General features: G+C 66.1%; 27 protein-coding genes. 9 read left to right on the top strand and 18 right to left on the bottom strand.

What is annotated here, in order from left to right; all coding sequences use genetic code 11:
* Nucleotides 1-40: 40 nt before the first annotated feature.
* Entirely contained in the window at nt 41-433 is a 393-nt protein-coding gene (locus ACQPYY_RS16575) for a VOC family protein (protein ID WP_433594423.1), read from the top strand.
* Between the two features lie 350 nt (nt 434-783).
* Here ACQPYY_RS16575 and ACQPYY_RS16570 read toward each other — a convergent pair whose 3' ends face one another.
* The 4 genes from ACQPYY_RS16570 to ACQPYY_RS16555 form a co-directional block, all read right to left on the bottom strand.
* Nucleotides 784-1,470 carry a DUF222 domain-containing protein gene (locus ACQPYY_RS16570; protein WP_433594660.1) on the bottom strand — a complete coding sequence of 229 codons (687 nt, stop codon included), beginning with the start codon at nt 1,468-1,470 and terminating at the stop codon, nt 784-786.
* Nucleotides 1,371-2,234 (bottom strand): DUF222 domain-containing protein, encoded by an 864-nt coding sequence (locus ACQPYY_RS16565; protein ID WP_433594422.1) that lies wholly within the window; start codon nt 2,232-2,234, stop codon nt 1,371-1,373. Before ACQPYY_RS16565 ends, ACQPYY_RS16570 begins: the two co-directional genes overlap by 100 nt.
* A 62-nt stretch (nt 2,235-2,296) precedes the next feature.
* Entirely contained in the window at nt 2,297-3,028 is a 732-nt protein-coding gene (locus ACQPYY_RS16560; RefSeq protein ID WP_433594421.1) for a helix-turn-helix domain-containing protein, read from the bottom strand.
* 114 nt (nt 3,029-3,142) lie between these two features.
* Nucleotides 3,143-3,658 (bottom strand): pyridoxamine 5'-phosphate oxidase family protein, encoded by a 516-nt coding sequence (locus ACQPYY_RS16555; protein WP_433594420.1) that lies wholly within the window; start codon nt 3,656-3,658, stop codon nt 3,143-3,145.
* Between the two features lie 72 nt (nt 3,659-3,730).
* On the opposite strand from ACQPYY_RS16555, the gene ACQPYY_RS16550 reads away from it, so the two are divergent.
* From ACQPYY_RS16550 to ACQPYY_RS16535, 4 genes are all read left to right on the top strand, one after another.
* Entirely contained in the window at nt 3,731-4,471 is a 741-nt protein-coding gene (locus tag ACQPYY_RS16550; RefSeq protein ID WP_433594419.1) for a S1 family peptidase, read from the top strand.
* A gap of 91 nt (nt 4,472-4,562) precedes the next feature.
* Complete coding sequence (locus ACQPYY_RS16545) at nt 4,563-6,752, top strand: hypothetical protein (RefSeq protein WP_433594418.1); 2,190 nt, start codon at nt 4,563-4,565, stop codon at nt 6,750-6,752.
* Nucleotides 6,753-6,967: 215 nt separating this feature from the next.
* Nucleotides 6,968-7,699, top strand: coding sequence for an alpha/beta hydrolase (locus ACQPYY_RS16540; RefSeq protein WP_433594417.1), 732 nt, complete (start codon nt 6,968-6,970; stop codon nt 7,697-7,699).
* On the top strand, nt 7,696-8,001 hold the full coding sequence (locus ACQPYY_RS16535; RefSeq protein ID WP_433594416.1) for an alpha/beta fold hydrolase: 306 nt from the start codon (nt 7,696-7,698) through the stop codon (nt 7,999-8,001). The genes ACQPYY_RS16540 and ACQPYY_RS16535 overlap by 4 nt, the downstream gene beginning before the upstream one ends.
* Nucleotides 8,002-8,004: 3 nt before the next feature.
* On the opposite strand, the gene ACQPYY_RS16530 is transcribed toward ACQPYY_RS16535, so the two are convergent.
* Nucleotides 8,005-9,495 (bottom strand): FAD-binding oxidoreductase, encoded by a 1,491-nt coding sequence (locus ACQPYY_RS16530; protein ID WP_433594415.1) that lies wholly within the window; start codon nt 9,493-9,495, stop codon nt 8,005-8,007.
* A gap of 92 nt (nt 9,496-9,587) precedes the next feature.
* Complete coding sequence (locus ACQPYY_RS16525) at nt 9,588-10,184, bottom strand: TetR/AcrR family transcriptional regulator (RefSeq protein ID WP_433594414.1); 597 nt, start codon at nt 10,182-10,184, stop codon at nt 9,588-9,590.
* A 74-nt stretch (nt 10,185-10,258) separates the two neighbouring features.
* On the opposite strand from ACQPYY_RS16525, the gene ACQPYY_RS16520 reads away from it, so the two are divergent.
* The gene (locus tag ACQPYY_RS16520) at nt 10,259-11,401 is read left to right on the top strand and encodes an acyl-CoA dehydrogenase family protein (RefSeq protein WP_433594413.1); all 1,143 of its coding nucleotides are present in this window, start codon (nt 10,259-10,261) and stop codon (nt 11,399-11,401) included.
* Here ACQPYY_RS16520 and ACQPYY_RS16515 read toward each other — a convergent pair.
* The 11 genes from ACQPYY_RS16515 to ACQPYY_RS16465 form a co-directional block, all read right to left on the bottom strand.
* Nucleotides 11,373-12,695 carry a tyrosine-type recombinase/integrase gene (locus tag ACQPYY_RS16515; RefSeq protein ID WP_433594412.1) on the bottom strand — a complete coding sequence of 441 codons (1,323 nt, stop codon included), beginning with the start codon at nt 12,693-12,695 and terminating at the stop codon, nt 11,373-11,375. The genes ACQPYY_RS16520 and ACQPYY_RS16515 overlap by 29 nt on opposite strands.
* 1 nt (nt 12,696) lies before the next feature.
* Nucleotides 12,697-12,885 (bottom strand): helix-turn-helix transcriptional regulator, encoded by a 189-nt coding sequence (locus ACQPYY_RS16510; RefSeq protein ID WP_433594411.1) that lies wholly within the window; start codon nt 12,883-12,885, stop codon nt 12,697-12,699.
* Nucleotides 12,885-14,660, bottom strand: a complete 1,776-nt coding sequence (locus tag ACQPYY_RS16505; protein WP_433594410.1) for a replication initiator — start codon at nt 14,658-14,660, stop codon at nt 12,885-12,887. The genes ACQPYY_RS16510 and ACQPYY_RS16505 overlap by 1 nt, the downstream gene beginning before the upstream one ends.
* A gap of 172 nt (nt 14,661-14,832) precedes the next feature.
* Nucleotides 14,833-15,027 carry a hypothetical protein gene (locus ACQPYY_RS16500; protein WP_433594409.1) on the bottom strand — a complete coding sequence of 65 codons (195 nt, stop codon included), beginning with the start codon at nt 15,025-15,027 and terminating at the stop codon, nt 14,833-14,835.
* Nucleotides 15,024-16,361 carry an FtsK/SpoIIIE domain-containing protein gene (locus tag ACQPYY_RS16495; protein WP_433594408.1) on the bottom strand — a complete coding sequence of 446 codons (1,338 nt, stop codon included), beginning with the start codon at nt 16,359-16,361 and terminating at the stop codon, nt 15,024-15,026. Before ACQPYY_RS16495 ends, ACQPYY_RS16500 begins: the two co-directional genes overlap by 4 nt.
* Nucleotides 16,362-16,415: 54 nt before the next feature.
* A complete protein-coding gene (locus ACQPYY_RS16490; protein ID WP_433594407.1) occupies nt 16,416-16,997 on the bottom strand; it encodes a DUF2637 domain-containing protein in 582 nt (193 codons plus the stop codon).
* Complete coding sequence (locus tag ACQPYY_RS16485) at nt 16,997-17,278, bottom strand: hypothetical protein (RefSeq protein WP_433594406.1); 282 nt, start codon at nt 17,276-17,278, stop codon at nt 16,997-16,999. Before ACQPYY_RS16485 ends, ACQPYY_RS16490 begins: the two co-directional genes overlap by 1 nt.
* A gap of 5 nt (nt 17,279-17,283) precedes the next feature.
* Nucleotides 17,284-17,610, bottom strand: coding sequence for a hypothetical protein (locus ACQPYY_RS16480; protein ID WP_433594405.1), 327 nt, complete (start codon nt 17,608-17,610; stop codon nt 17,284-17,286).
* Nucleotides 17,610-17,933 (bottom strand): WhiB family transcriptional regulator, encoded by a 324-nt coding sequence (locus ACQPYY_RS16475; RefSeq protein ID WP_433594404.1) that lies wholly within the window; start codon nt 17,931-17,933, stop codon nt 17,610-17,612. Before ACQPYY_RS16475 ends, ACQPYY_RS16480 begins: the two co-directional genes overlap by 1 nt.
* 17 nt (nt 17,934-17,950) lie before the next feature.
* Complete coding sequence (locus ACQPYY_RS16470) at nt 17,951-18,238, bottom strand: hypothetical protein (RefSeq protein WP_433594403.1); 288 nt, start codon at nt 18,236-18,238, stop codon at nt 17,951-17,953.
* Nucleotides 18,235-18,702, bottom strand: coding sequence for a hypothetical protein (locus ACQPYY_RS16465; RefSeq protein WP_433594402.1), 468 nt, complete (start codon nt 18,700-18,702; stop codon nt 18,235-18,237). Before ACQPYY_RS16465 ends, ACQPYY_RS16470 begins: the two co-directional genes overlap by 4 nt.
* A 145-nt stretch (nt 18,703-18,847) precedes the next feature.
* Between ACQPYY_RS16465 and ACQPYY_RS16460 the strand changes: the two genes are divergently transcribed.
* The gene (locus tag ACQPYY_RS16460) at nt 18,848-19,585 is read left to right on the top strand and encodes a helix-turn-helix domain-containing protein (protein ID WP_433594401.1); all 738 of its coding nucleotides are present in this window, start codon (nt 18,848-18,850) and stop codon (nt 19,583-19,585) included.
* A 5-nt stretch (nt 19,586-19,590) separates the two neighbouring features.
* On the top strand, nt 19,591-20,073 hold the full coding sequence (locus ACQPYY_RS16455; RefSeq protein ID WP_433594400.1) for an NUDIX hydrolase: 483 nt from the start codon (nt 19,591-19,593) through the stop codon (nt 20,071-20,073).
* Here the strand turns inward: ACQPYY_RS16455 and ACQPYY_RS16450 are convergent.
* A complete protein-coding gene (locus ACQPYY_RS16450) occupies nt 20,049-20,579 on the bottom strand; it encodes an HD domain-containing protein (protein ID WP_433594399.1) in 531 nt (176 codons plus the stop codon). The two genes, ACQPYY_RS16455 and ACQPYY_RS16450, sit on opposite strands and share 25 nt — an antisense overlap.
* Before the next feature lie 737 nt (nt 20,580-21,316).
* Between ACQPYY_RS16450 and ACQPYY_RS16445 the strand changes: the two genes are divergently transcribed.
* Nucleotides 21,317-21,496 (top strand): hypothetical protein, encoded by a 180-nt coding sequence (locus tag ACQPYY_RS16445; protein WP_433594398.1) that lies wholly within the window; start codon nt 21,317-21,319, stop codon nt 21,494-21,496.
* Nucleotides 21,497-21,498 lie beyond the last annotated feature (2 nt).

Here is a 21,498-nt window from a genome sequence, read left to right as displayed (position 1 = left end):
GTTCAAGAGAATCGGTGTGGCCCGCGCTTAGGGTTCGGGCATGGGTATTCGACTGAATGTGATCGGGATCGTGGTCGCCGACATGGGGGCTTCGCTGGCGTTCTATCGGCGGTTGGGCGTGGCTTTCGCGGACGGGGCCGAGACGGAGCCGCATGTCGACGCGGACCTGGGTGGGGGAGTGAAGCTGATGCTCGATACCGAGGAGACGGTTCGGTCGTTCCGGCCGGACTGGGTGGCTGTGCCGGGGGCTGGGCGGATCGGGCTGGCGTGCGACTGTGGGTCGCCGGGTGGGGTGGATGCGAAGTTCGAGGAGCTGGTGGGGGCGGGGTATCGGGCGGAGTTGAAGCCGTTCGATGCGTTCTGGGGGCAGAGGTATGCGACTGTGCTCGATCCGGATGGGCACCGGGTGGATCTGTACGCCGCGTTGGGCTGACGGACAAAGAGCCAAGAACTCAAAGACAAAGGGACCAAAAGATAAAAGACGCCTGGAGAAGGAAGAGAGGGTGGCCCAGCTTGCGAGGCCCCTCACCTACCAGCCCCCTCACGGCTCGGCCGCGCATCGTCCCGGTGTAGAGGAAGAGCTGCGGGTGAGCTTCTCGAAGTGGCTTGTTGCCTATAGGTTCTTCGGGTTCTTTTCTCGAGAAGGTGATGCGTGCAGTCCGTGGGCTGGGATCGGCGGAATGCGGATCTCAGCCCGGCGTCAGCCCCAGTCCGGCAGGGCAGGCGAGGTGACCACACTCCCCGTCGCTTTGCGCACGCCAGTGCGACATGAGCAGCCGAGTGTCACGCTGCCCGTGAGCGCCACGTTCGGCAACTGGAATCGACGGCAGCGGCGATCGCCTGCCCCACGTGATGACGATCGTTCACACGTGGGGTACCGGTCGGATCAACACTCTTCGGCGCAATCCACCCAGTGCGGCCCGCATGAGGTGAATCTTTACCCATCACAACGGTTTTCCAGCCATCCGGGCCGTCGTTGATCAACGCGTGGCAGTGGTCGCACGCGAGTGTGAGGTTGTCGATGTCGGTCGGCCCGTTTTTGGCCCAATCGGTGATGTGGTGGGCGGCGCACATGTTGGCGGGTTGTTCACACCCCGGGCGAGTGCATCCCTTGTCGCGGGCGAGGAGCGCCAATCGTTGGGCGCGGTTGGCGGTGCGGCGGGAACGGCGCAGGTAGAGCGGCATCCCGTCGCCATCGAGGACCGCGATCACCGGGCGGGTGCCCTCGGCCATCTTCAGGGCTTCGTTGACCGAGATCTGGATGCCGGAAGCGGTGGTGGCAACCCCGGTGCCGTTCTCCAGGTCGGACAGACTCATGGTCAGCACGACCTCGACCGGCAGCCCACGGTGCATGCCCAGGGTCCGCATGTTCACACCCGGCTGCACCAACGCCAGCAACGCATCATGAGTCCGTTGTCCGGCGTCACGACGGTCGCGACGCGCGGCAGCATCAAGGATGCTGTCGGCGATGAACCCGCCAGTGGCCGACGGGCTTTCCGGATCCTCGACATTGCACATCCCGGCCGCGCCAGCTTCGCGAACACCGCATCCAGGCACGCACGCAGTTCTGGCGTGATCCAGCCCTCGATCCGCGTCATCCCGTCCACCCCGGGGCGGCACAACGTGATCCCGCGACGGCGGCGACGGTCAGCGTCGGAGACGACCTTCCCATCCGGGTCCAGGCGGGCGAGGATGTCACGGCCGATCTTCAACAGATCATCCGGCCACCCATGACGGGAGTAGTCCACCAGGATCTGCTCGGCCTCTGCACGCGCTTCGGTGGGCACATCAACCGGCAGGTGGTCCATCACGTCCACGATGTGACGCACGTGATCCCGCGAAATATCACCGACCGCAAACGCTTCGGCGGTCACCGGCAATACCGGCGGCGCGACATGCCCGGTCTGCTGGACGAATTCGCCGCAGTGGTGGGTGATCTTCACACGCACGGACGCGTCGTAGCGGGAGAGTCCGAGGGTGTGGCGCAGGAACGGCACCATCTTCCCCGCGCCACTGCGCGAATGCAGGGAACGTTCTCCGGCTTCGATGATCAGGCGGGTATCGAGTGCGGCGAGTTGACGCTTGCAGGTTTCGAGCTGCCGCATCAACGACACAACATCTTCGTCGGAGAGCTCCGACATCTTCCCGTTCTGCAAGGATTCGGTCAGGGTCGAGACCGCGGCCGCCAGTTCAGCGATACCGCAGTCGTCGAGTGTCACCCCCATCGAATTCATGCATCAATTCTATCGCCAATGCAAAGCATCTACGCCCGAATCACGAAGTGATATAATAATATTCAGAACGAGAGCGGTTCCAATTTCGATCCGAGCAACTTCATCGGCGACATGCCCGAAAACTCCCGAACATCCCGCGTCAAATGTGCCTGATCCGCATATCCAGAAGCGACCGCTACGTCCGCAAGCCCCATTCCGCCGCGCGCCAATGCCAACGCACGCTGCATCCTCAGGACCCTCCCCAGCGTCTTGGGCCCATACCCGAACGCCGCAAGCGATATTCGATGCAACCTGCGCGGCCCCGTCTGCAACTCGCCGGCGATGGCCGCGACCGAACTGCCCGATCTCAGCGACGCCACCAGGAATCGCACCACGGGATCGATGGCATCCGTTCGGCCCGCGCACCAGCGAGCGATTGCTTCCAGCCCGACGGCCGGATTTGATGCTCGTGCGATCAACCCCGAAGCGGTGCGCAGATCCGCGGGCGACCACAGATCGGCGAGATCGGCCCTGGCGTTCCGGAGTTCACGTGCGGGCACCCCGAGCAGTGCCGGCGCCGCCCCCGGGGAGAGGCGAACACCAGCGATCCGGTCCGCGAAGCCGGGCTCCGGACGGTAGGCCCGGGTGTCCGGGCCCGCCACCGACAATCGTCCATCGATCCACAGCAGATCCATGCAGCCGTCCGGCAGCACCGGCGGGTCGGCGTCCGAGATGCCGTCGCGACACCAGATCACCGCGTCACCGACGCTCGACGGTCGCTCCCGATAGCCTTGTGGGGCACGGACAGTCGTCACGACGCACGCACCCGATCGCGCATTGACCTCGAAATCTGCTGAAAATCAGCAATATTCGGCATCCCGTGCACTGTTGCACGAGATGCCGTCTTGCACTGCATGCAATATTGCACGTTATGTAGTCGCCGGGTCGGCGCTGTCGGAAACTTCGACGACGTGCTCATCCTGCCCCGGCTTCCACACCGTCACTTCCATGCGGCCCTCGACGATCTCGACCGACGAAGCCCCGGTCAGCTCCACCGCGTAGAACGGCTCGAACTTCCGTCCGCGCAGGTCGAATCCGCTCTCGGCGAAGAGGTCTTCGGCCCAACGGCGCTGCAGCTCCGGATCTTGCACATCACGCACGCTGCCGAAGATCTTCACGTCGCCGTCGCTGACCTGGGTGTCGACGGTCGCCGTGTGCAGGCAGAAGCGCGGGTCGCGGGCCAGATCGGCGAACTTGGTGGTGCCCGGCATGCCCACCAGCCAGAGCTCACCCTCGAAGATGCGCGGTTCCAGGGGGCTGATGCGCGGTGAGCCGTCTTTGCGCAGGGTGGCGAGCATGCACAGGTTGCCGGTGGCGGCGTGACGACGAGTGAAGATTCCCGAGATGCGAGGGGCGGCCGCAGCGAACTCGTTCCAAGACGTCATGACCGCGACCGTACGCCGAGGGTCCGACATATCCGGCCACCGAAACCCAGTTCCCTCTGTTTGAATGGCCTGATGTCGTACTCCTGTCGGCTCGCAGTCCTCGCCGCGGCGCTCATCGGCTGCGCGGTGCCCGCCCCCGCTCACGGCGTGGTCGGCGGCACCGAGGCCAAGGCCGGCGACTATCCCTGGCTGGCCGCGGTCGGCACCCCGATGTTCTTCCCGCGCGCCTCGGGTCAGTTCTGCGGTGGCGCACTCATCGCACCGGACCGAGTGCTCACGAATGCGCACTGCGTGCAACTCGCACAACTGTTGCCGCAAGCGCTCACCGTCACCTTCGACCGCAGCGATCTGACCACACGTGACGGAACTACCGTGAGCGTCGCGGATATCCACTTGCACCCCGACTTTCGCATCGACACCGTCGACGGCGTCGATGTCTATCACCATGACCTCGCGATCCTGACGCTCGCGCACCCGCAGTCCCGACCGACCGTCCCGATCGCCGCACCCGACGGCGGCACCGGCACCGTGCTCGGTTGGGGCGCTACCAGCGACAGCGACATCTTCAACACCGTTTTGCGGCAAGCCACCGTCCCGATGGTGTCCGACGCCGAGTGCGCCGCCGCCTATCCCGGCGCCTTCGACGCCGCCGACATGGTGTGCGCCGGCTCCACCGACGCCGACACCGGCGAGCTCGACAGTGGCGGACCACTGCTCATCGACGGGAAACTGGTCGCGATCACGTCCTGGGCGCGCGGAACCGCGCTGGCCGGGTACCCGGGCGTCTACGCGCGGATACCCGCGGCATTCTGAGTTTCTGCCCTCGACACCGGCTACCAGCCGCGAAGTCGAGCAGCGACACCCCGCCTCCGCCGGAGCTGCGCGTTCCACGACAAGGAGATCCATGAACGGCGTGCACCCACGCTCCCGCACCGGCGAAATCGACTGGTCCGCGCTGGAACACGCGTACGGCGACGCGAGCGACGTGCCCGGCTGGATCGAGGGGCTGGAGGATTCGGCGACGGTCGAGCAGTCGTTGCACGAGTTGTGGGGCGCGGTGTTGCACCAGGGCACCCTGTACGACTCGACCGCACCGGCGATGACATGGATCGCCGCGGCCCTCGGCGCGCGGCGAACCGCGGACGCGGAGAGCGCCGCGTGGCTGCTGCTGATGTTCGCCGACACGGTCAACGACTACGAACAGATCGACAACGACGCCGAGACCGCCGCCCTGGTCCGGTCCGCCCGGGCCGCGCTGACCGGGATCGCCGCGCTGGTGCGGCCGCTGATCGACGACGACGGCCCCGAGGCCGCGGCCGCGGCATTGCTGCAGTCCGCCGCGCTCCCGGCCGATTCCGGCAAGCCCGCGGTCGATTCCACGGTTATCGACACCCTCGTGGTCCGGGCGGCATCGCGACCGGCAGGTCAGGTCGAGCAGGCTTGCGTCGCCGCGCTGACCACGCTCGGGGCCGACGCGACTTCGGCTCTCGCGGACAGGGATCCCGGTCTGGTCATGGCGGGCACGCTCGCGCGGGTCGCGTCCCGGCGCGAGGAGCCTTCCGATCTCGACGCACTGATCGCAGGATGGGAACTGGCTGTCGAGGTCGCGCCGAACATCGCCTTCGGCGTCGACAATCTTCCGGAGTGGCTGAGCGCGGTCAACCCGGACGCTGCGGCTCACATCCTCGCGAAACTGCCGGTTCCGGACGAGTCGACAATCGGCGGACTGGTCGATGTCATGCTCGGATCCCGCGGCAATGCGCCGGCGGCGGTCCGCCGATTGCTGACCATCGCGGCCCTCCCCGAGTCCCGGCCCGAGACGATGATCGCCGCGCTGCGCCAATGCCCGCCGACGCCCGAGGTCCGCGACGCGCTCGTCACACTCGCCGAGCAGGTCACCTCCGGCGGCATCTCCACCTTCGGGTCGAGCAGCTTCGACACCGATGCTCGCGTGGACGCCGGCTTCGCACTACTGCGGGCCGGGGACGGACGGTGGTCGCGCCCGCTGGCTCAGGCCCTGCTCACCAACCCGGCCGCGCGCGGCCTCATGGTCGCCACGTCGGCATCGGCGCGATCCGCACTCGGCTACGCGCTCGTGCGCGTGCAGGCGCCGGCCGCCACCCTGCTCACCGCCGCGATCCTGCAGGCCCTGCGGCAAACGCCGCCCGCCGATCCGTCCCGCGACGGCGCGGGTCAGCTCATCGCGCTCCTCGGCTCCTGGCCCGGCGCGGCCACGGCCGACGCGATCTCGGCGGTCCGGGCGCTGCTGGCGTCCGCGCCGAAACAGGCGGCCGACACGCTGGCGGGCTGGAACGACACGGCGAGCATCGGCCATGTCCGCGAAGCCGCGCGCGGCGGCGATGCGACAGTGCTGCTGGCGCTCGCGCGATTGACCAAGGACCCGAACGACTTCCACCGCGTCCTCGACGCCGACCTGCGGTACACCGAATCAGAGGTCCTCGCGCACTGGGACGATCGCTCCGACCCGCGCTTCCTCGACTGGTGTCGCGGCCTCGTCGGCGCTGAGCCCGCGACCAGCATCCCCGAACGCGGCAACCAGCTGGCCGCGCTTCGTGTTCTCGCCGAGGGTGACGCTCGCGAGGCCGCACTCGGCTGGCCCATCCTGCGCGGCATCATCGACGCCGGGACCGAGCCGATCGAGGACGCCGTCCGCCTCGCGCTCGATTGGCATGCCGGGCAACTCCTTCCGCCCGAGGCGGTGGCCGACTCGAGCGCACTGCTGGCCGACCTCGTGATCACCGACCGCAAGAACTACAACGGCCCGCTCATCAAGGCCGGCGTCACCGCGACCATGGCCCTGCTCGAGCTCGGACTGCCGCTGCCTGGAACTCCCGCACGCATCGCGAAGATCGTGGCGCGGGCGGTGACCGACAGGTGGGCGCGCGACCTCGGGCTCCGACTCACCGAACGACTCACCAGCGCACCGGCGGCGGTCCGCGGCGCGGTGGTGAAGAAGCTCCGACCCCTGGTCGAGCGCGACGAGCGCTTCGACTCCACCGACGACATCGCTGTCGAGGACGAGCGGGCCCTCACCCGCCTCCTCGCGATCCTGCACGCCGTGGAATCCGCCTGAGACGCCACACAACTGGGCAACCGTCCGACAGGCCGCGCTGAATCGCTCGGCAACGCCGTGGACCCGTTTACATTGGGGACCTCGATCGCGACGAAACGACGATTTCACGAGGCAGGTCCGAGATAGCAGCGACAGCGGAAGAGGCGACCCCGGCGAACGCACGTCGCCGGTGGCGAGTTGTCCGGGGAGTGGCGGTCATCGCCGTCGGCATCGTGGTGGCGATCGTGGCCGGAGGACTCGCGGCGGTCGTGGTGGCATACGTAGTGGACACCCCGTCGCTGTTCCTCGGCATCGGTCTCGCGGTGGCGGTCGGCGTGTGCTTTCTGATCAGCCGCTGGGGCTTCCGTATGGCAGGGGTGCGCCGCGCGACCGTGGCCGCGGCCGGATCGAGCACGGCGGTCGGCGCGGCGATCGTCGCGTTGGCGGCTGCGACGATTCTCCACCCCTTCCCGTCGCAGCCGAACTCCGAAGCGCCCGCGGCTGTCCGGTATTGGGAACTCCCCACCGGGTCGCGGATCGCCTTTGTCCACACGCCGGCCGCCGATGTCCCTTCACGGAAACCGCCGGTGATCTTCCTCCACGGCGGGCCGGGAACCCCGGGAGAAGGAATACCGATCGGCGGGGCCGAACTCGCGGCCCGGGGGTACGACGTCTACGCGTACGACCAAGTGGGCGGCGGCCGGTCGACGCGACTCGGCGACGTCACCGACTACACCGTGCGGCGTCAGGTCGACGACCTCGAAGCGATCCGGCGCCGGCTCGGCGCCGACCAGCTCATCCTCATCGGACGATCCTGGGGCGGATCGCTGACGGCGCAGTACATCGCGGCTCACCCTGACCATGTCGCGAAGGCGGTCTTCGTCGCGCCCGGCGCGATCTGGCCGGAGGCCTTCCCCGACACGAGGTCACCACGCCGGCACATGACAACCTGCAGGGCTTCTACGTGAATCAGCGGACGACAGCCGATTTCGCCACCATCCCCGATCCCCGGCCCGCCTTGCGGAACGCACGCGTTCCGGCGCTGGTCCTGGCCGCGCAGTGCGACTTCCTCCGATGGCCCGTCTCCCGCGAGTACCGTGACACCCTCCCCCTCTCGACCCTCGTCGATGTTCAGGGTGCGGGCCATGCGGTTTCGACCGACCAGCCCGATCTCTTCACCCGACTGCTCGAGACCTTCCTCGACGATCAGCCGCTGCCGCTGCCCGCCTACACCTCGATGGACCCGCCGCCCGGACGCTGGACCCGTTGAACCTCAAGCCCTCGACGCCGACTGGTCGAAGGTGAAGACTCCGGCGGGGTCGTAGTGTTTGGCGATCCCGCGCAGCCGGGAGGCGTTGTCGCCGTAATAGGCGGTCGCCCAGTTGGATAGGCCGGGGTCGATGTAATTGACGAAGGCCGTATTGCCGGTCAATGCGCCGAGGCCATCCCGCACTTCGTTCACCGCCGTCCGCGCCTCCGGGGTTGTCGCACCTACGTAAATCTGTGCTGTCGCCAACGCACCGCGATAGGGAAATGCCGTGTCCTTCGCTCCGATTCGAGTGGGTGCGCCGGACATGCTGTCGAGCAGGACATCCATTCCGCTGCGCCCGGTGAGCAATGCGGTCAATCGGCTCGGGTCCGCCAATGGTTTCGTCAGCACTCGCGAGGACGCCGTGAACGACTCCCGCCCGAGCACTCCCCCGCCATTCCAGTCCGGCCGGCACTGCTCGACCGAGTAATTCGCGCAGCCACCGAAATACATCATCGCCGAGAGGTAATCCTTGGACAGCGAATACCGGTTGGACGGTTGCGTCCTCGTGGCCGCGACCAGTTTGTCGAGCAGGGCATTCATAGTGCTCTCCGACCCGACATAACATCCGTTGATCCGGCACGTCGGCGGGCTCCCGGCGGAAATGCCGAGGGTGGACCAGAATTCGTCGGGCGCGGAGGCCGTGAACGTCTGCCAGGCTCCGAGGACCTCCGTCAGCGACCCGGCCGGGAAGCGGACCTGGAAGACCGCCAGTCGCGGCGCCGCGACGGTCTTGAAGGTGAAGGAGGTGACGATGCCGAAGTTGCCGCCGCCGCCACCGCGCAGCGCCCAGAACAGGTCGGGTTCGGAGGTCGCCGAGGCCGTGCGGACGGTTCCGTCGGCGGTGACCACCTGCGCCGAAATCAGGTTGTCGCAGGTCAATCCGTACTTGCCGGTCAAGACGCCGAGGCCGCCGCCCAGGGTCAGACCCGCGATGCCCACCGTCGGGCAAGAGCCTGCGGGCAGGCAGCGACCGGCCTTCGCCAGAGCCGAATACACGTCCATCAGCCGGGCGCCCGCACCGATGACCGCGGTGCCGTCCGGCTTCACCTCCACACCGCTCATCGATCCCAGGTCGACGACCAGGCCGTTGTCGGGCGTCGAGTACCCGCCGTAGCTGTGGCCACCACTGCGCGCGGCCACCGGGATCCTCGCGCTCGCCGCGGCGTTCACACACGCCTGGACGTCGGATGCGTTGGTCACCTGAGCGACCGCCGCCGGACGGCGACTGTCGAACACCGGATTGAAGGCCAGTTTGGCTGTCCCGTAACCGGAATCGGACGGCAGGTTCAGGGTCCCGGCCAGTCGCCGCCGGAGCCCTTCCCAATCCACCGGCCCCGCAGGTGTTTCCGCACGCGGCAAACCTTCCGGTCCACAGCCGGTCACCGAACTCAATCCGGCCACACCGACTCCGAGCGCGGTCGCCCGCAACAGGTTTCGACGATTGATCGCCATGACGGCGCACCTCCCCCGAGGTCACGCCCGACTGCCCGGGCGCGATAACGAACCACTCAACGGTTCGTTATCGCGCCTCGCGACCGATGTGTTTACGCCAGCATGCCGTCGGCGAGTCGTGCCCAGTCCGAGAGAACCTGCTTGCGCCGCAGACGATCTCGGCCCACCATCTCGTCCAGGGTCGCGCCGCGCACCAGGTTGATGGTGAGCCAGAACGCCGCTTCCAGGCGCTCGCGCGGCACGTCCACGAAACGGCCGCAGGCGTCGAGCAGTTCGGCGGTCAGGTCGTGCTGCACGCGCAGCATGTTGCGGCGCAGTTCCTTGTCATTGGCGATGCCGACGTACAGCTCCACCGCGGCCTTGCCGAGCTTCCCCGCGAAGGGCGCGGTCACCAGCTCGACCAGCACCTCCCCCGGCGACGACTCCCCCGGCAGCGTCCGTTCCCGCCGCCGCAGCGCCTCGCCCTGCCGCTGCGTCAGGTGCTCGATGGTCTGGGCGAACAATTCCTGCCGGGTGTGGAAGTGGTGCAGCTGCGCGCCCCGGGTCACCCCGGCCCGCGCGGTGATGTCCGCGATGGAGGCGCTCGCGTACCCGACCTCGGCCAGGCTGTCTATGGCGGCGTCGAGCAGCAGCGCACGGGTGCGGAGGCTCTTCTCCTGGTGCTTGTTCGGGGGTAGACCGGATACCACCTGGTCAGTCTAGCCGCCTTGCGAAATTGCGTGCTGCCTTGCACGCAATTGGGTGTCGGTCGTACTGTGACCTCATGCCCGTCGATCGTTTGCTGCCCACGTCCGAAGCCCGCGACCTCATCGAGCTCACCCGCGATATCGCGGACAAGGTGCTCGAACCGATCGCGGCCGAGTACGAGAAGCAGGAGCGCTATCCCGACGAAGCGTTCCGGGCGCTCGGCGCGGCGGGGCTGCTGAGCCTGCCGTATCCGGAGGAGTTCGGCGGGGGCGGCCAGCCCTACGAGGTGTACCTCCAGGTGCTCGAAGAACTGGGCGCGCGGTGGGCGGCGGTCGCCGTGGCGGTCAGCGTGCACAGCCTGTCGTGCCACCCGCTGTTCGTCTACGGCACCGACGAGCAGAAGCAACGCTGGCTGCCGGACATGCTGTCGGGCAATCTCATCGGCGCGTACAGCCTGTCCGAATCGCATGCCGGGTCCGATGCCGCGGCGCTGCGCTGCCGGGCCGTCGAGGCCGAGGGCGGCTACCGGATCACCGGCACCAAGGCGTGGATCACCAACGGCGGCAAGGCCGATTACTACACCCTGTTCGCCCGCACCGGCGAGGGCTCACGCGGCATCTCCTGCTTCCTGGTTCCCGCCGGCACCGAGGGCCTGACCTTCGGCAAGCCCGAGGAGAAGATGGGCCTGCGCGCGGTTCCCACCACCAGCGCCGCCTACGACGACGCGTTCGTGCCCACCGAACGCCTCCTCGGCGAACCCGGCCAGGGTCTCCCGATCGCATTCAGCGCCTTGGACTCCGGCCGCCTGGGCATCGCCGCCGTCGCCACCGGCATCGCGCAGCGCGCCCTCGACGACGCCGTCGCCTACGCCAAGCAGCGCGAAGCCTTCGGCCGCGCCATCATCGACCACCAGGGCCTGGGCTTCGTGCTCGCCGACATGGCCGCGGCCGTCGACTCCGCCCGCGCCACCTACCTCGACGCCGCCCGCCGCCGCGACGCCGGACTCCCCTACTCCCGCCAGGCCAGCGTCGCCAAACTCGTCGCCACCGACGCCGCCATGAAGGTCACCACCGACGCCGTCCAGGTCCTCGGCGGCTACGGCTACACCCAGGATTTCCCCGTCGAGCGCTACATGCGCGAAGCCAAGATCACCCAGATCTTCGAGGGCACCAACCAGATCCAGCGCCTGGTCATCGCGCGGAGCCTGGCAAACGGCTGATTCTCCGACGACGTAGCGCCCCAGCAGTGACCCGATTCGCCCGCGCAGGCCGTCTGTAGGCCGTGGGCGAATCGGTCCGACCGAACGCTGAATCGATTGCCGAACGCGCGCGATCGAGGCTGGACGGCACCAGGTGGGTGTAGGTCCGCAAGGTGAAGCCGGGATCGTTGTGGCCGAGGAAGTCGGCCAGCTCCTTGATGGAGCAGCCCGTCGACAGCAGGACGGACGCGAAGTAGTGCCGGAGCGCGTGCATGCCATCAGCACGCCGACCGAAGGTCAGCCCGGCTGCTACAAACGCTGGACGCCAGATCAGCTTGTTGAACACGTCGCCGCTGTAGATTCGGCCACCCTCACCAACGACGAGCAAGCGGACCGATACAGGCTCGCCGTCCGGCCGTCCCCATGGGAGCGTGACCAGCGCGGTCCCGAATTCCTTCGTATGGGCATCGATGTCGGCCAGGACCGAGTCCGCCAATGGCACCTCGCGGGTCTTGCCGCCCTTGGGCAGCGCGAACATGGTGACGCCCTTGACTGTCTTGAGCTGCCGCTCTACCCGGGCCATTTTCCGGACGCGGTCGATGTCGTCCGCGGAGAACCCAAGGATCTCACCCTGCCGAAATCCCAAGCCCGCCCCGAGCTTCGTGACGATCCCGAATCGCGGCGGAAGTCCCGAGCCCACGCTGCGAAGTCGTTCCGCGCGCCACACGACGACTTGTGGGCTCTTGCCGATGGGCCGACGCACAGTCTTGGCCTTACAGGGGTTCTGCCGAATGATTCGGTCGTCCACCGCGGACTCACAGACCGCCGATACGACCGTGAACAACACGGCCTTGTAGTTTTCGGAGAAGCCCAGATCGTCCAGACCACCCACCCAGTCGCGAATGGTTGCGGGCCGTTCGATCCGGTCGAAGGTCAGATCGCCGAGCGTCGGATAGATGCGCCGTTCTAACCGCTGCCGCAACACCAGCCGGGTCGCTGGATCCGGCGATTGTGCCTTGTACCAGTTCTCCGCCTGCTGCCGGAAGGTCTTCCGCGACGCTTTCGGATCGATGAACCGACCCTCGCGCTTGTCGGATTCGACCTCGATCAGGAAGTCGTCGGCACGCTTCTTCTGCCTATCTGGGAACGACTTCGACCGTTCGGCTCCGTCCGGAGCGATGTAGCGCACCCGGTAGCGCAAGCCCTTCCCATGGAGCTCGGTCGGTTCCATCACTGGCTTGCCGCGCCCATTGAGAACAACTTGGCCCGACTGGTCACGCTGCGGCCGGAACCAACGATCTTCTACATGTCCCATGTCACGCCGCCTCACAATGGGTTTCGACCCACGCTTTCACCTTGGCCGAGTGATAGCGCAAGCGTCGGCCAACGAGCACCACCGGGGGACCTTGACGAAGCCACTTCCACTGATAGAGGGTCTTCACCGACACCCCGAGGAAGTAGGCCGTCTCCTCGGCGGTCCACAACCGATTCTCGGGCAAATCCATCAGTCCGCCCTCCCTGCTGGCGAGTACGCGACTCCGGCTCCCGAAACACGTTGTGGTTCAGCGATGTCCGCCAGCACTCCCTTTGCGGTGAGGTATTCGTTCTGCCACACCGAGCGTTGAGCAACCGAGGACATGATCAACGTCTCGCGAGGCGGGACCTCCACGTCGCCAGGTTCGGTCAGCCGCACGACCCACCGTTGCGCCTGTTCGGCTTTGGCGATGCCGACCGCGGCGAGGACTTGCCGAACGAATTCGATGCGGTCGGCCTTGTGGTCGGGCAGGGTCTTGTTCGACCAGCGGCGCGAGACCAGCACCCGGCGCCCACGTAGGCCGAGAGTGTCACGGCGGTGGGCGCGCCCTTTGCAACGACCCGGTTGGGTCTTGGCCTTGGCTCCGCGAGGGACGATGCCGAAGCGCAGCCAGACCGCACACTGTGGCGAGCACGGGGTGCGCTGTAGCTCGGCGTGCAACCGTTCGTAATGGCGCTGGGTCCGCTCGTTGGGTGCTTCGAGAACTTCACCGATGGACTTGGTGAGGTACTTGGTCAAGTAGCCGATCAGCCTGCCTGCATCCTCGGTCCCGCCGAGCACACCCTTAGCCTTGCGCGCACGCACTGGCCCGTGCTCGCCGTCGGGATCGGTGTCACCGATGTCCACCGTCTTGGCCTGCACACCGAAACGCAACACATGCGCCGGTTCAACGTCGTCCACTTCGTCCATAAGCGCGAGTGCGTCGTCAAAGGTGGGCAGCACGGATCCTGTGTCGGGATCGACGAATGTGCCGGCACCGCCGTCCCACACCGGCATCGCACCATCGCTGTACTGCTCATGGTCGAAGTGCGGCCACCACACTTGGTGATAGGTCGCCTCGATCACCTGCGCGATCAGCGCGTGCGGATCGGTGCCGCGGATCGCGATATGGGCGTGCGGGGCGCCGCGGCGTTGGGGTTCGACCGCGGCGAAGTACTGCACGTCCCGCCCGGCCGCGCGGCGCAGGTTCTGCATGAGGCGGTCGAACAACAGCGGGAAGAACATCGAGTCACGGGCCGCCCGCTGGTAGTCGTAGGCTGCGGGATCGACAGGTGAACCGTCACCGCAGATGTGACCGTTCTTGTCCGTCGCCCCATCGCGGTGACAGACACCGTAGGAATCCATCGTCACCGTGAGGAACATCGAGGGTTGATGCTTGCCCGCGTACTTTCGGCCGATGGTGGTACGGGAAACCTTCTTTCGCGGCAGGTCCGGAACATCCTGGCGCCGCTTAGTCGAGCGAGCCCGACGGGGCTTTCGTGGCAGTGCATCAATGCCGGGGATCCTCCCGGACATGCCCGACTCCCGCAGTTCGCGATCGAGATCGGCGATCACTTCCCGGAACCCGTCCGCGGTTTCCTCATCTCCCGCGTCCCGGGCAGCCCGATACCCGACGAGCATGTCAGCGCGCGCGGTGAGTAGCGCCGTCTGCTGTTCGGTAGGTTCATTGCGGTCGCGGACCGGTTCCTCGGCGATATGCCAGCCCTCGCGCAACTGCGCGATTCTCAGGGCACGGGCCTTGGCCGCGCAGCTGGGGCACTCCGAAGAGCGGGTCGATTTGCACGCCGCACCAACATATTTCGATTCACCAGTCTCGGGGTTGAACGCACGCATCGGGATTGGCCGGCGGCACACGCCGAACTTCTCCGCGGCAGCCTGGGCGATGTCGACCAAGTTCGGCAACGCCCGGCGCTCCGCGGCAGTCAGAGTGGCAGGGACAGTGGTATGGGGGTCGGTGGTGGTCATCGGGACGAGCCCCTGTTCGTGGGGATCATCCCCATCAGCTGTCCATGGCAGTCCCAGGCGAGCACCTCGACCGCAGGTACTCCGCAGCGCTCACAGTGGCCGTGGGGAAGCCAGATGCTCCCGGTGTGGCCGTAGACCTCGCAGGTCACGACGGTCAATTCTCTGGGGGTGTTCATCGCGGCATCTCCTGGTCGAGCACGAACAGTTCGGCGTAGACGTGCACGTCGAAACCGTGGCGATTGGCGTGCGGACGTTCGTTGACCTCGATCCGGAATGCCCTGGATGCGCTGAGATCTGCAAGGACCTTGGTGATGTCGCCGAGGGTGCCGGACAGACGGAGGTGGACGCTGCCCTTCAGGACGGTCATGCCGCCGCCCCCGATTCGCCGAACCCATCGAGGCCGTCATCGCCGAGGTCGTCCGGGTCGAAGTCGCTGTAATCCTCCGCAGGCCCGTCGATCTCGGGTGCGACCGCGAAGAGATCCACGATGGCGTCTGCATCGTCGTCGCTGACGTAGAAGGCGCGAACGCGCACGAACTCGCGGGTGCCGTCTTCGCCGACGTAGGCGACGCCGGGTGTGGTGTCGGGGATTTCGTGGCAGCGGGCGCCGCGGTCCTTGGCGCCTTGGCCGTGGACCATGGCGTTCTGGGTCGGCTCGTCGAGCTTGAGGCCGATCCGGACCGGGAACAGCTGCCGGTTGGGCATGTTCTCTTTGGATGGATCCTGCAAGGCCACGATGACGCTGAACCCGATCGCGCGGCCCTGGGTCAGGATCAGCCCGATGTAGCGCAGGCCCTCCTGCATCTGCTCCTTGGTCGCGAACGCCGACAGCGCCGCGTATTCGTCGATCACGATGACCTTCAGCGGGTCCTCGACGCTCGGGACGAACTTGCGGATCCGGGCTTCCCGCAGCCGCGCCGCCCGCTCGGGCATGTCCACCTCGGCGACCTTCTTGAGCATGCCGATGATGCCGTCGGCGCCATATTGGAAGTCGGTCCACAGGCGGTGTTCCCCGCGGCCGAATTCCATGCCGCCCTTGGGATCTCCCATCAGCACATCCACGAGACCGCTACGGATGGCGGGTCCGAGTCCGCCGATGATCGACCACAGCACCGACCCCTTGCCCGAACCGGTCGCCCCGGCGATGAGGACGTGGGCGTAGAGAATCTTCAGCCGCCACAGTTCGCCGTCTTCGCGGATGCCGACCGGGACCGCCTCCAAGTCCACGTCGTTGTGAGCCCACACCAGCAACGCTGCCGGGTCGGCGAGGGTGTCGTGCACCCTCACGTGGAGACGGATCCAACTCGGAGCAGGCGAGGTCACCGTCACCTGCTCCACCCCCAGATAGGTGGCCAACTGGGCGCGGGTGTGGTCGTTGTTCCAGTCGTCGAATGTTTGCCCGCACAGCGCCCACAGATCGATGTCGAGGCCGTGGCGGGCGTAGTTCCAGCCCTGGAAGCCGGGGAACCCGCGGTCGGGGTGGCCGAGCTTGAGGGTGGTGAACATGCGGTCGGTCTGGTCCGGATCGGCGAACACCTGCACCGCGGGCCGCAGCACCGTCGGAGCCTCGTCCACGATCTCGGCCACCGTCGGCGGGCCAACCGGGTCCGGACCGTGCCACGGGCCGGGGACGATGTACGCGCCGAAGGCGAGCGCACCCGCAACTGGCACCCCGAATTGGATGAGCGATGGGATCAACATGACAACCCCCTGAGGGAAGTACGGAGACTGGAAAAGGGGAAGGGACGCAGCTGATTACGGCGTTGCTACCGGCAGGTTCGGGCGGAGGATGGGCGCGGGAATCGGCATCATGCGCGGCGGCGGAGCAACCGCGACCGACACCGCCACGATCGGCGGATCAGCAGGCGCAGGCGCCAACTCCACCGGCTCTCGGGTCAGAATGGCCGGCGCGGGCGCAGGGCTCGGAGTTCGAGCCATGGATGCGATCAGCAGGATGAGACCGTGGACATCGGCGAACACAGCGATCGGAGCCACCGCGACGACCAGGACGCATCCCCAGGTCGGCAGCGGTTGACCACGCAGAACCGAGTGCAACCCATTCCCAGCGATGCTCACCAGCGTGCCCACGATCAGCACACGGGAGAACCACTGCCGCACAGCCTCATCGGTGGCCGCCACCGCCAGCGCCGCAGCGATGGCGGTGGTGATATCGATGACCACCGGGAACAGCCAAGCGTCCCCGGCGGGAATCGCCGCAGCCACCGCGAGTTCCCGCAGGCCCACGAAGGAGAGTCGGAAGGCCGCCAATCCCACGGCGAGGATGGCGGCCACGGCCAGCCCGAGAACAAGCAGGTTGGCCGTGACCTTGGTATACATCACGGTGCCTCGCATCCGAATTCGAGACCACGCAACGGCAGCTTGGAGGCCATCGTGCGGACATCCTCCGGGGCGCAGTGCAACAGCATCGCCACCGCGCTTTCAGCCGCGAGGAGATGATCAGCATTCACCCCGAGCTCGGGGTGCTGCGCGGCGTAGTAGCACAGGCTTTGAAACTGGAGGAACAGGTGGTCCAGCTCCCCTGCGATCCGCTGCAATCGATCAAGGGTGCACGCCGCAATATCGGCATGGTGTTGCGCAGGTGTTCGCCGATCGGCCATCCGGATCACCACCGCTCGAATTCGCAGAACGGCGGACATAGGGTCTTCGGGTCCGCCGTCGGCATTGCTGAATCGGAGGTCCGGGGCGGTTCGTCGCAGAACATCACACAGGGCACCCCGGTCGGGTTCGACACGAGCACCGCCGTCGGCGCGAGCTCGGTCGAATCGGAGTGATGCCCGAACGCCAGCAGCACCGCGGCCGCGGGGATGATCGCGGCCGGAGCCAGCAGTGCGCAGGTGATGCCCACCGCGCCGCGGACGAACATGCGAGGCTCGTCCGGGGAGCGCTCCATGCTGTTCTGGGCCAACGCGATTGCGGTCCACAGCGACATCACGCCACCTCCTGACTCGGTTCGACGTACGGCAGTCCGGTGGCGGCCACAAGCGCCAGGCGGGCGCGGGCAGTGTTCTTGTCCTGCGTGGAGGCACCGAGCCCCGGCACCCACACCGAGGCGAACACGCCATCGGTCACACCCGCTCGCGCCGCCCACTCTGCACACCGGGTCAGCAGCGGGCACTGCACACAGATCTCGACAGCCTCCGCGGCTTCGGTGATGGTGTCCGGGAAGAACACCTCGGTGTTCAAGCCCGCACACGCCCGGTCGGCAGCATGATGCGGGTCGGACAGATTGCGGCCCAGCATCTTCGGCTTCACCAGCCCACCCCGGCGCATCACGACGCCGCCTCATCGGGCTCGTTGGGCGAACTGATCTGTGCGAGACCGTGTTCCACGAGCACCGCCCCAAGCGCCTCCATCAGCGACTGGGCGTCCTCCACCGACATGTACAGCGACATGTCCGGTTTCAGAGTCCCCGCGTCCTCCGGGCCGACTTCGACCCGCACGATGGCGGGCGCGAACCACCTGCGGCCGCTCGGGTAGATGTTCCACTGCCCTGGCAGATACGTAACCGCCTGGACGCCGTCAGTGCGGCCGTGCACGTTGAAGCTGATGCACATCACGCAACCGCCTTGCCCTCACGCGCCGGGCGGGAGGCGGGGACGTCCGCGGGCGGCACCTTCGCGCCCGAGTTGTCGCCCGCGATGCCGGTCGCCCGGATGTTCCAGCCGATCGACTTGAACTCGCCCGCGCCCTGCATCTTCGGCTTGATCTGCAAGCCCTCCAACACGACCGGGGTGAAGCCGGGGCTGATCGGCGAGGACGACGGGACCGGCTGCACGTCCGCGATGAACAGCACGTCGAAGGTCTGGTTCCTCGAGCCGCTACCGGTCGGGTCGGTCACCGTCCCCTTCCACAACCGCTTACCCGTGCCGTTGCCCTGGTCGTCCAGGTCGACCTTCTGCCGCTTGGGCGCGTTGCGCTCACGGCTGAACTCCGTCACCGCTTCGATCACCCCTACCAGCACCAGTCCCATCGGGAACGCCTCGCTGAACTCCGGGGTGAACCACACATCCTTGAGAGCCATGCTCGAACTCCTTTGCGTCCATTAGCATTTCGGAGCCTTGCTGTTGTCCGTAATGCCTGATGAACTCAGAATCCCGCGAAGCATGGGGCCGCTATAACCAGCAAAAAGGGACACTTAGGGACACTTGCAGGCGTACCATGTCCCTATGGGGAACGAACGGCTCAGGGGGGCAATGGCTTCCGCTGAGATCAGCAAGAACAGCCTTGCCGAAAAGCTAGATGTCGGCCCGAAGACGGTGGAGCGATGGCTAACTCAAGATCGCCGTCCACATCCAGGAATTCGATTGAAGGTTGCCCGGATACTCGGATGCGAGGAGACCTACCTCTGGCCCGAACTACTAGCTGGAGCCCGATCGTCCGCCGCGTCCCTGTCAGAGATCGTTCAGATTTGGCCAACCCGATCGGAAGTGCCGCACGACGTTTGGCGCTCACTGATGCGCCAGGCGAGCGAGAACATCGAGGTACTCGTCTACGCGGGCGGATTCCTGGTCGAGTCGCTCGATTTCGTCAACGTTGTACGCGAGAAGTCCAAGGCTGGCGCAGAGATTCGAATCCTCCTTGGGGAGAGCGATTCGGCGAATGTGAGGGCACGGGCCCGCGAGGAAGGTTTGCCCTCGCTACCTCAGCGATGCCACTCCACCCTCGAATACCTCTGGGAGACAGTCCAGCTACCTCGGGTTAACATCCGAACCCATCACACAGTGCTGTACAACAGCATCTACCGCTTCGATGAATCAATGCTGGTCAACACCCATAGCTATGGCGCGTACGCAGCCAAGTCACCAGTGCAGCACCTCCAGCAGGTTCAAGGTGGGCACTTGTTCAGCTACTACCACGACTCGTTTGAAGCAGTCTGGGCAACAGCTGAACCCGCAGTACTCTGATCAACATGGGCCGTCGCATTGACTACCACCAGGACCCGAACGCACCCACCGCGAACAGCGTCCGGCCGAGTGCCGGCGCTTTCGTTCGCCGCGGCGATGAAGTCCTACTCATCTGCCGATCCGACAACGGCAATTGGTCGATGCCCGGTGGCGCACATGATCCGGGCGAGTCGCTGAGCAGAACCGCCGTCCGGGAGACCCAAGAGGAAACCGGCGTCGACATCCGACTCACCGGGCTCGTAGGTGTCTTCACCGACCCCACGCACGTCATTCACTACACCAGCAATGACGAGGTACGCCAGGAGTTCACGGTCATCTACCGCGGTGAGGTTGTCGGTGGGGAGCCAACCACCAGCAGCGAGAGCACTCGAGTCGAATGGGTTCCGGTCGAGCAGATTCCGACGCTGACGATGGACCCAAGCCAGCGCAAGCGCATCGATTGGGCGCTGTCCAAGCCAGAACCCTACATCGACCCCGAAGCTCGCTGAACCGCTCCACGCAACAGCGGTTCGGCCCGGTCGATCGCGATGCGTACCAACGTTCCTTCCGGGTATCGAACCCGGATGTCTGCCAGCCGTTCGTCCAGTGTGAGTGTCTCGCCCGTCGGTCCGGTGGTCATGTCGGCCCACCACACCAAGTCGCTGGCGATATCGAGCCCTGGCACATCTGCAGACATTGTGAATTGATCAAGCGTCTCTTGGGGGATGCCGCGGACATCAGCCTCCACCGTGCTCGCGGAGTGGAAGGCAACCAGGTGGCAGACCGTCAAGGAGTATCCCCGCGCCGCCAGCAGTTCCGCCCCGTCTAACGGATGGAAGCCGGTTGCGGGGTAGCCGTAGCCCACATCGTGAAGGTATGCCGCTGTAACCACCTCCGCACGGAGAAGCTCCGGCACGAGGCGAGCAACCCGTTCAACCTTGCGCCCCACTGCAATCGTGTGTGCACGCCGCGAGTCGGTCAGCGGTACAAGCAGTTCTGCCGTCGCAGCGTCCATGACCGGCCATGTTACGCGCACGTGGTCGCCGCCGTGATCTCGGCGACGTACTGGCGGAGGCCTACGGCCTGAGCTAGAACAGCAGTTCTGATATCGGCCAGGCGAACACTCACGCCCGCTTCTGTCGAAGTGTCAGCGCCGCCCGTCGCCCCGCTTCGTCTCGCGATGAGATTCGGAAATATGCGAAATATTGGTCAAAAGGTACATAAATACCAAGAGGGAATTAGTTCACATTTCTCCGTAGCTCCGAGTCAAAGTGGCAACCTTGCCACTTGTTGGATGGGCTCCCGAACTGCGGTTATGCTCGGCGAGAAACTTACTGTGGCAATGTTGGCGACCTACGTCGACTTTTCGCACACGAGTGCCTACCATTGCTGGCGTGATGCAATCGCAGATGCAAGCACATCTCTGTAACTCTAATTGGAAGTTGGATCCCGATCAGGCAACTGGCCGCCCCTCCGACAGATACAGGAGGCTGGGGGGTTGAGGGCGCGCATCCGCGCAAACACGAACCGCGTGGAATGTTTCTATCCGGGGAGTGTAGCGGACATCCGTACACCAACTCAGGCGATCAACACCCGCCTTGAACAGACAAGATACGGAGCGGCCCCACCTGGTCGTGACCCAGGTGAGGCCAGTTGCTCCGTTTTGGCGAACACGAAAGCAGGTCAATGATAGCGAGGAACTCGGGTTCATCTTCGTCGAACGGGCAAGATGGCCCTAGCCGAGGGGGCACTATGATGGCCCTAGCGCTCATAGTTGCGTTCCTGTTGGCAGTGATCGGTTCACTGATCACCTACATCTTGAAGATGGCGGCAGGCAAGCCGCTCGTGGAGGCGATCTCGGCTAGTGGCATCGCCTTCGTTCCGCTAGCGGCACTCGGCGTGGCGGTGGTTCAGCTGTTGATGAGGCGTTAAGA

It is taken from the genome of Nocardia sp. CA-145437 (assembly GCF_050956485.1).
Lineage (GTDB): Bacteria > Actinomycetota > Actinomycetes > Mycobacteriales > Mycobacteriaceae > Nocardia.
This window is presented reverse-complemented; position numbering and strand designations above follow the sequence as displayed.

Bases quoted from the DNA above. Each gene is read 5' to 3' on its own strand.
- ACQPYY_RS16565 (WP_433594422.1), bottom strand. From the start codon at position 2,234: ATGAATTCGATGGGGGTGACACTCGACGACTGCGGTATCGCTGAACTG.
- ACQPYY_RS16490 (WP_433594407.1), bottom strand. From the start codon at position 16,997: ATGTATACCAAGGTCACGGCCAACCTGCTTGTTCTCGGGCTGGCCGTG.
- ACQPYY_RS16550 (WP_433594419.1), top strand. From the start codon at position 3,731: ATGTCGTACTCCTGTCGGCTCGCAGTCCTCGCCGCGGCGCTCATCGGC.
- ACQPYY_RS16500 (WP_433594409.1), bottom strand. From the start codon at position 15,027: ATGACCGTCCTGAAGGGCAGCGTCCACCTCCGTCTGTCCGGCACCCTC.
- ACQPYY_RS16515 (WP_433594412.1), bottom strand. From the start codon at position 12,695: ATGGGACATGTAGAAGATCGTTGGTTCCGGCCGCAGCGTGACCAGTCG.
- ACQPYY_RS16505 (WP_433594410.1), bottom strand. From the start codon at position 14,660: ATGACCACCACCGACCCCCATACCACTGTCCCTGCCACTCTGACTGCC.
- ACQPYY_RS16485 (WP_433594406.1), bottom strand. From the start codon at position 17,278: ATGGCCGATCGGCGAACACCTGCGCAACACCATGCCGATATTGCGGCG.
- ACQPYY_RS16510 (WP_433594411.1), bottom strand. From the start codon at position 12,885: ATGGATTTGCCCGAGAATCGGTTGTGGACCGCCGAGGAGACGGCCTAC.
- ACQPYY_RS16530 (WP_433594415.1), bottom strand. From the start codon at position 9,495: ATGGCGATCAATCGTCGAAACCTGTTGCGGGCGACCGCGCTCGGAGTC.
- ACQPYY_RS16465 (WP_433594402.1), bottom strand. From the start codon at position 18,702: ATGGCTCTCAAGGATGTGTGGTTCACCCCGGAGTTCAGCGAGGCGTTC.
- ACQPYY_RS16520 (WP_433594413.1), top strand. From the start codon at position 10,259: ATGCCCGTCGATCGTTTGCTGCCCACGTCCGAAGCCCGCGACCTCATC.
- ACQPYY_RS16455 (WP_433594400.1), top strand. From the start codon at position 19,591: ATGGGCCGTCGCATTGACTACCACCAGGACCCGAACGCACCCACCGCG.
- ACQPYY_RS16555 (WP_433594420.1), bottom strand. From the start codon at position 3,658: ATGACGTCTTGGAACGAGTTCGCTGCGGCCGCCCCTCGCATCTCGGGA.
- ACQPYY_RS16480 (WP_433594405.1), bottom strand. From the start codon at position 17,610: ATGTCGCTGTGGACCGCAATCGCGTTGGCCCAGAACAGCATGGAGCGC.
- ACQPYY_RS16450 (WP_433594399.1), bottom strand. From the start codon at position 20,579: ATGGACGCTGCGACGGCAGAACTGCTTGTACCGCTGACCGACTCGCGG.
- ACQPYY_RS16460 (WP_433594401.1), top strand. From the start codon at position 18,848: ATGGGGAACGAACGGCTCAGGGGGGCAATGGCTTCCGCTGAGATCAGC.
- ACQPYY_RS16445 (WP_433594398.1), top strand. From the start codon at position 21,317: ATGATGGCCCTAGCGCTCATAGTTGCGTTCCTGTTGGCAGTGATCGGT.
- ACQPYY_RS16545 (WP_433594418.1), top strand. From the start codon at position 4,563: ATGAACGGCGTGCACCCACGCTCCCGCACCGGCGAAATCGACTGGTCC.
- ACQPYY_RS16575 (WP_433594423.1), top strand. From the start codon at position 41: ATGGGTATTCGACTGAATGTGATCGGGATCGTGGTCGCCGACATGGGG.
- ACQPYY_RS16495 (WP_433594408.1), bottom strand. From the start codon at position 16,361: ATGTTGATCCCATCGCTCATCCAATTCGGGGTGCCAGTTGCGGGTGCG.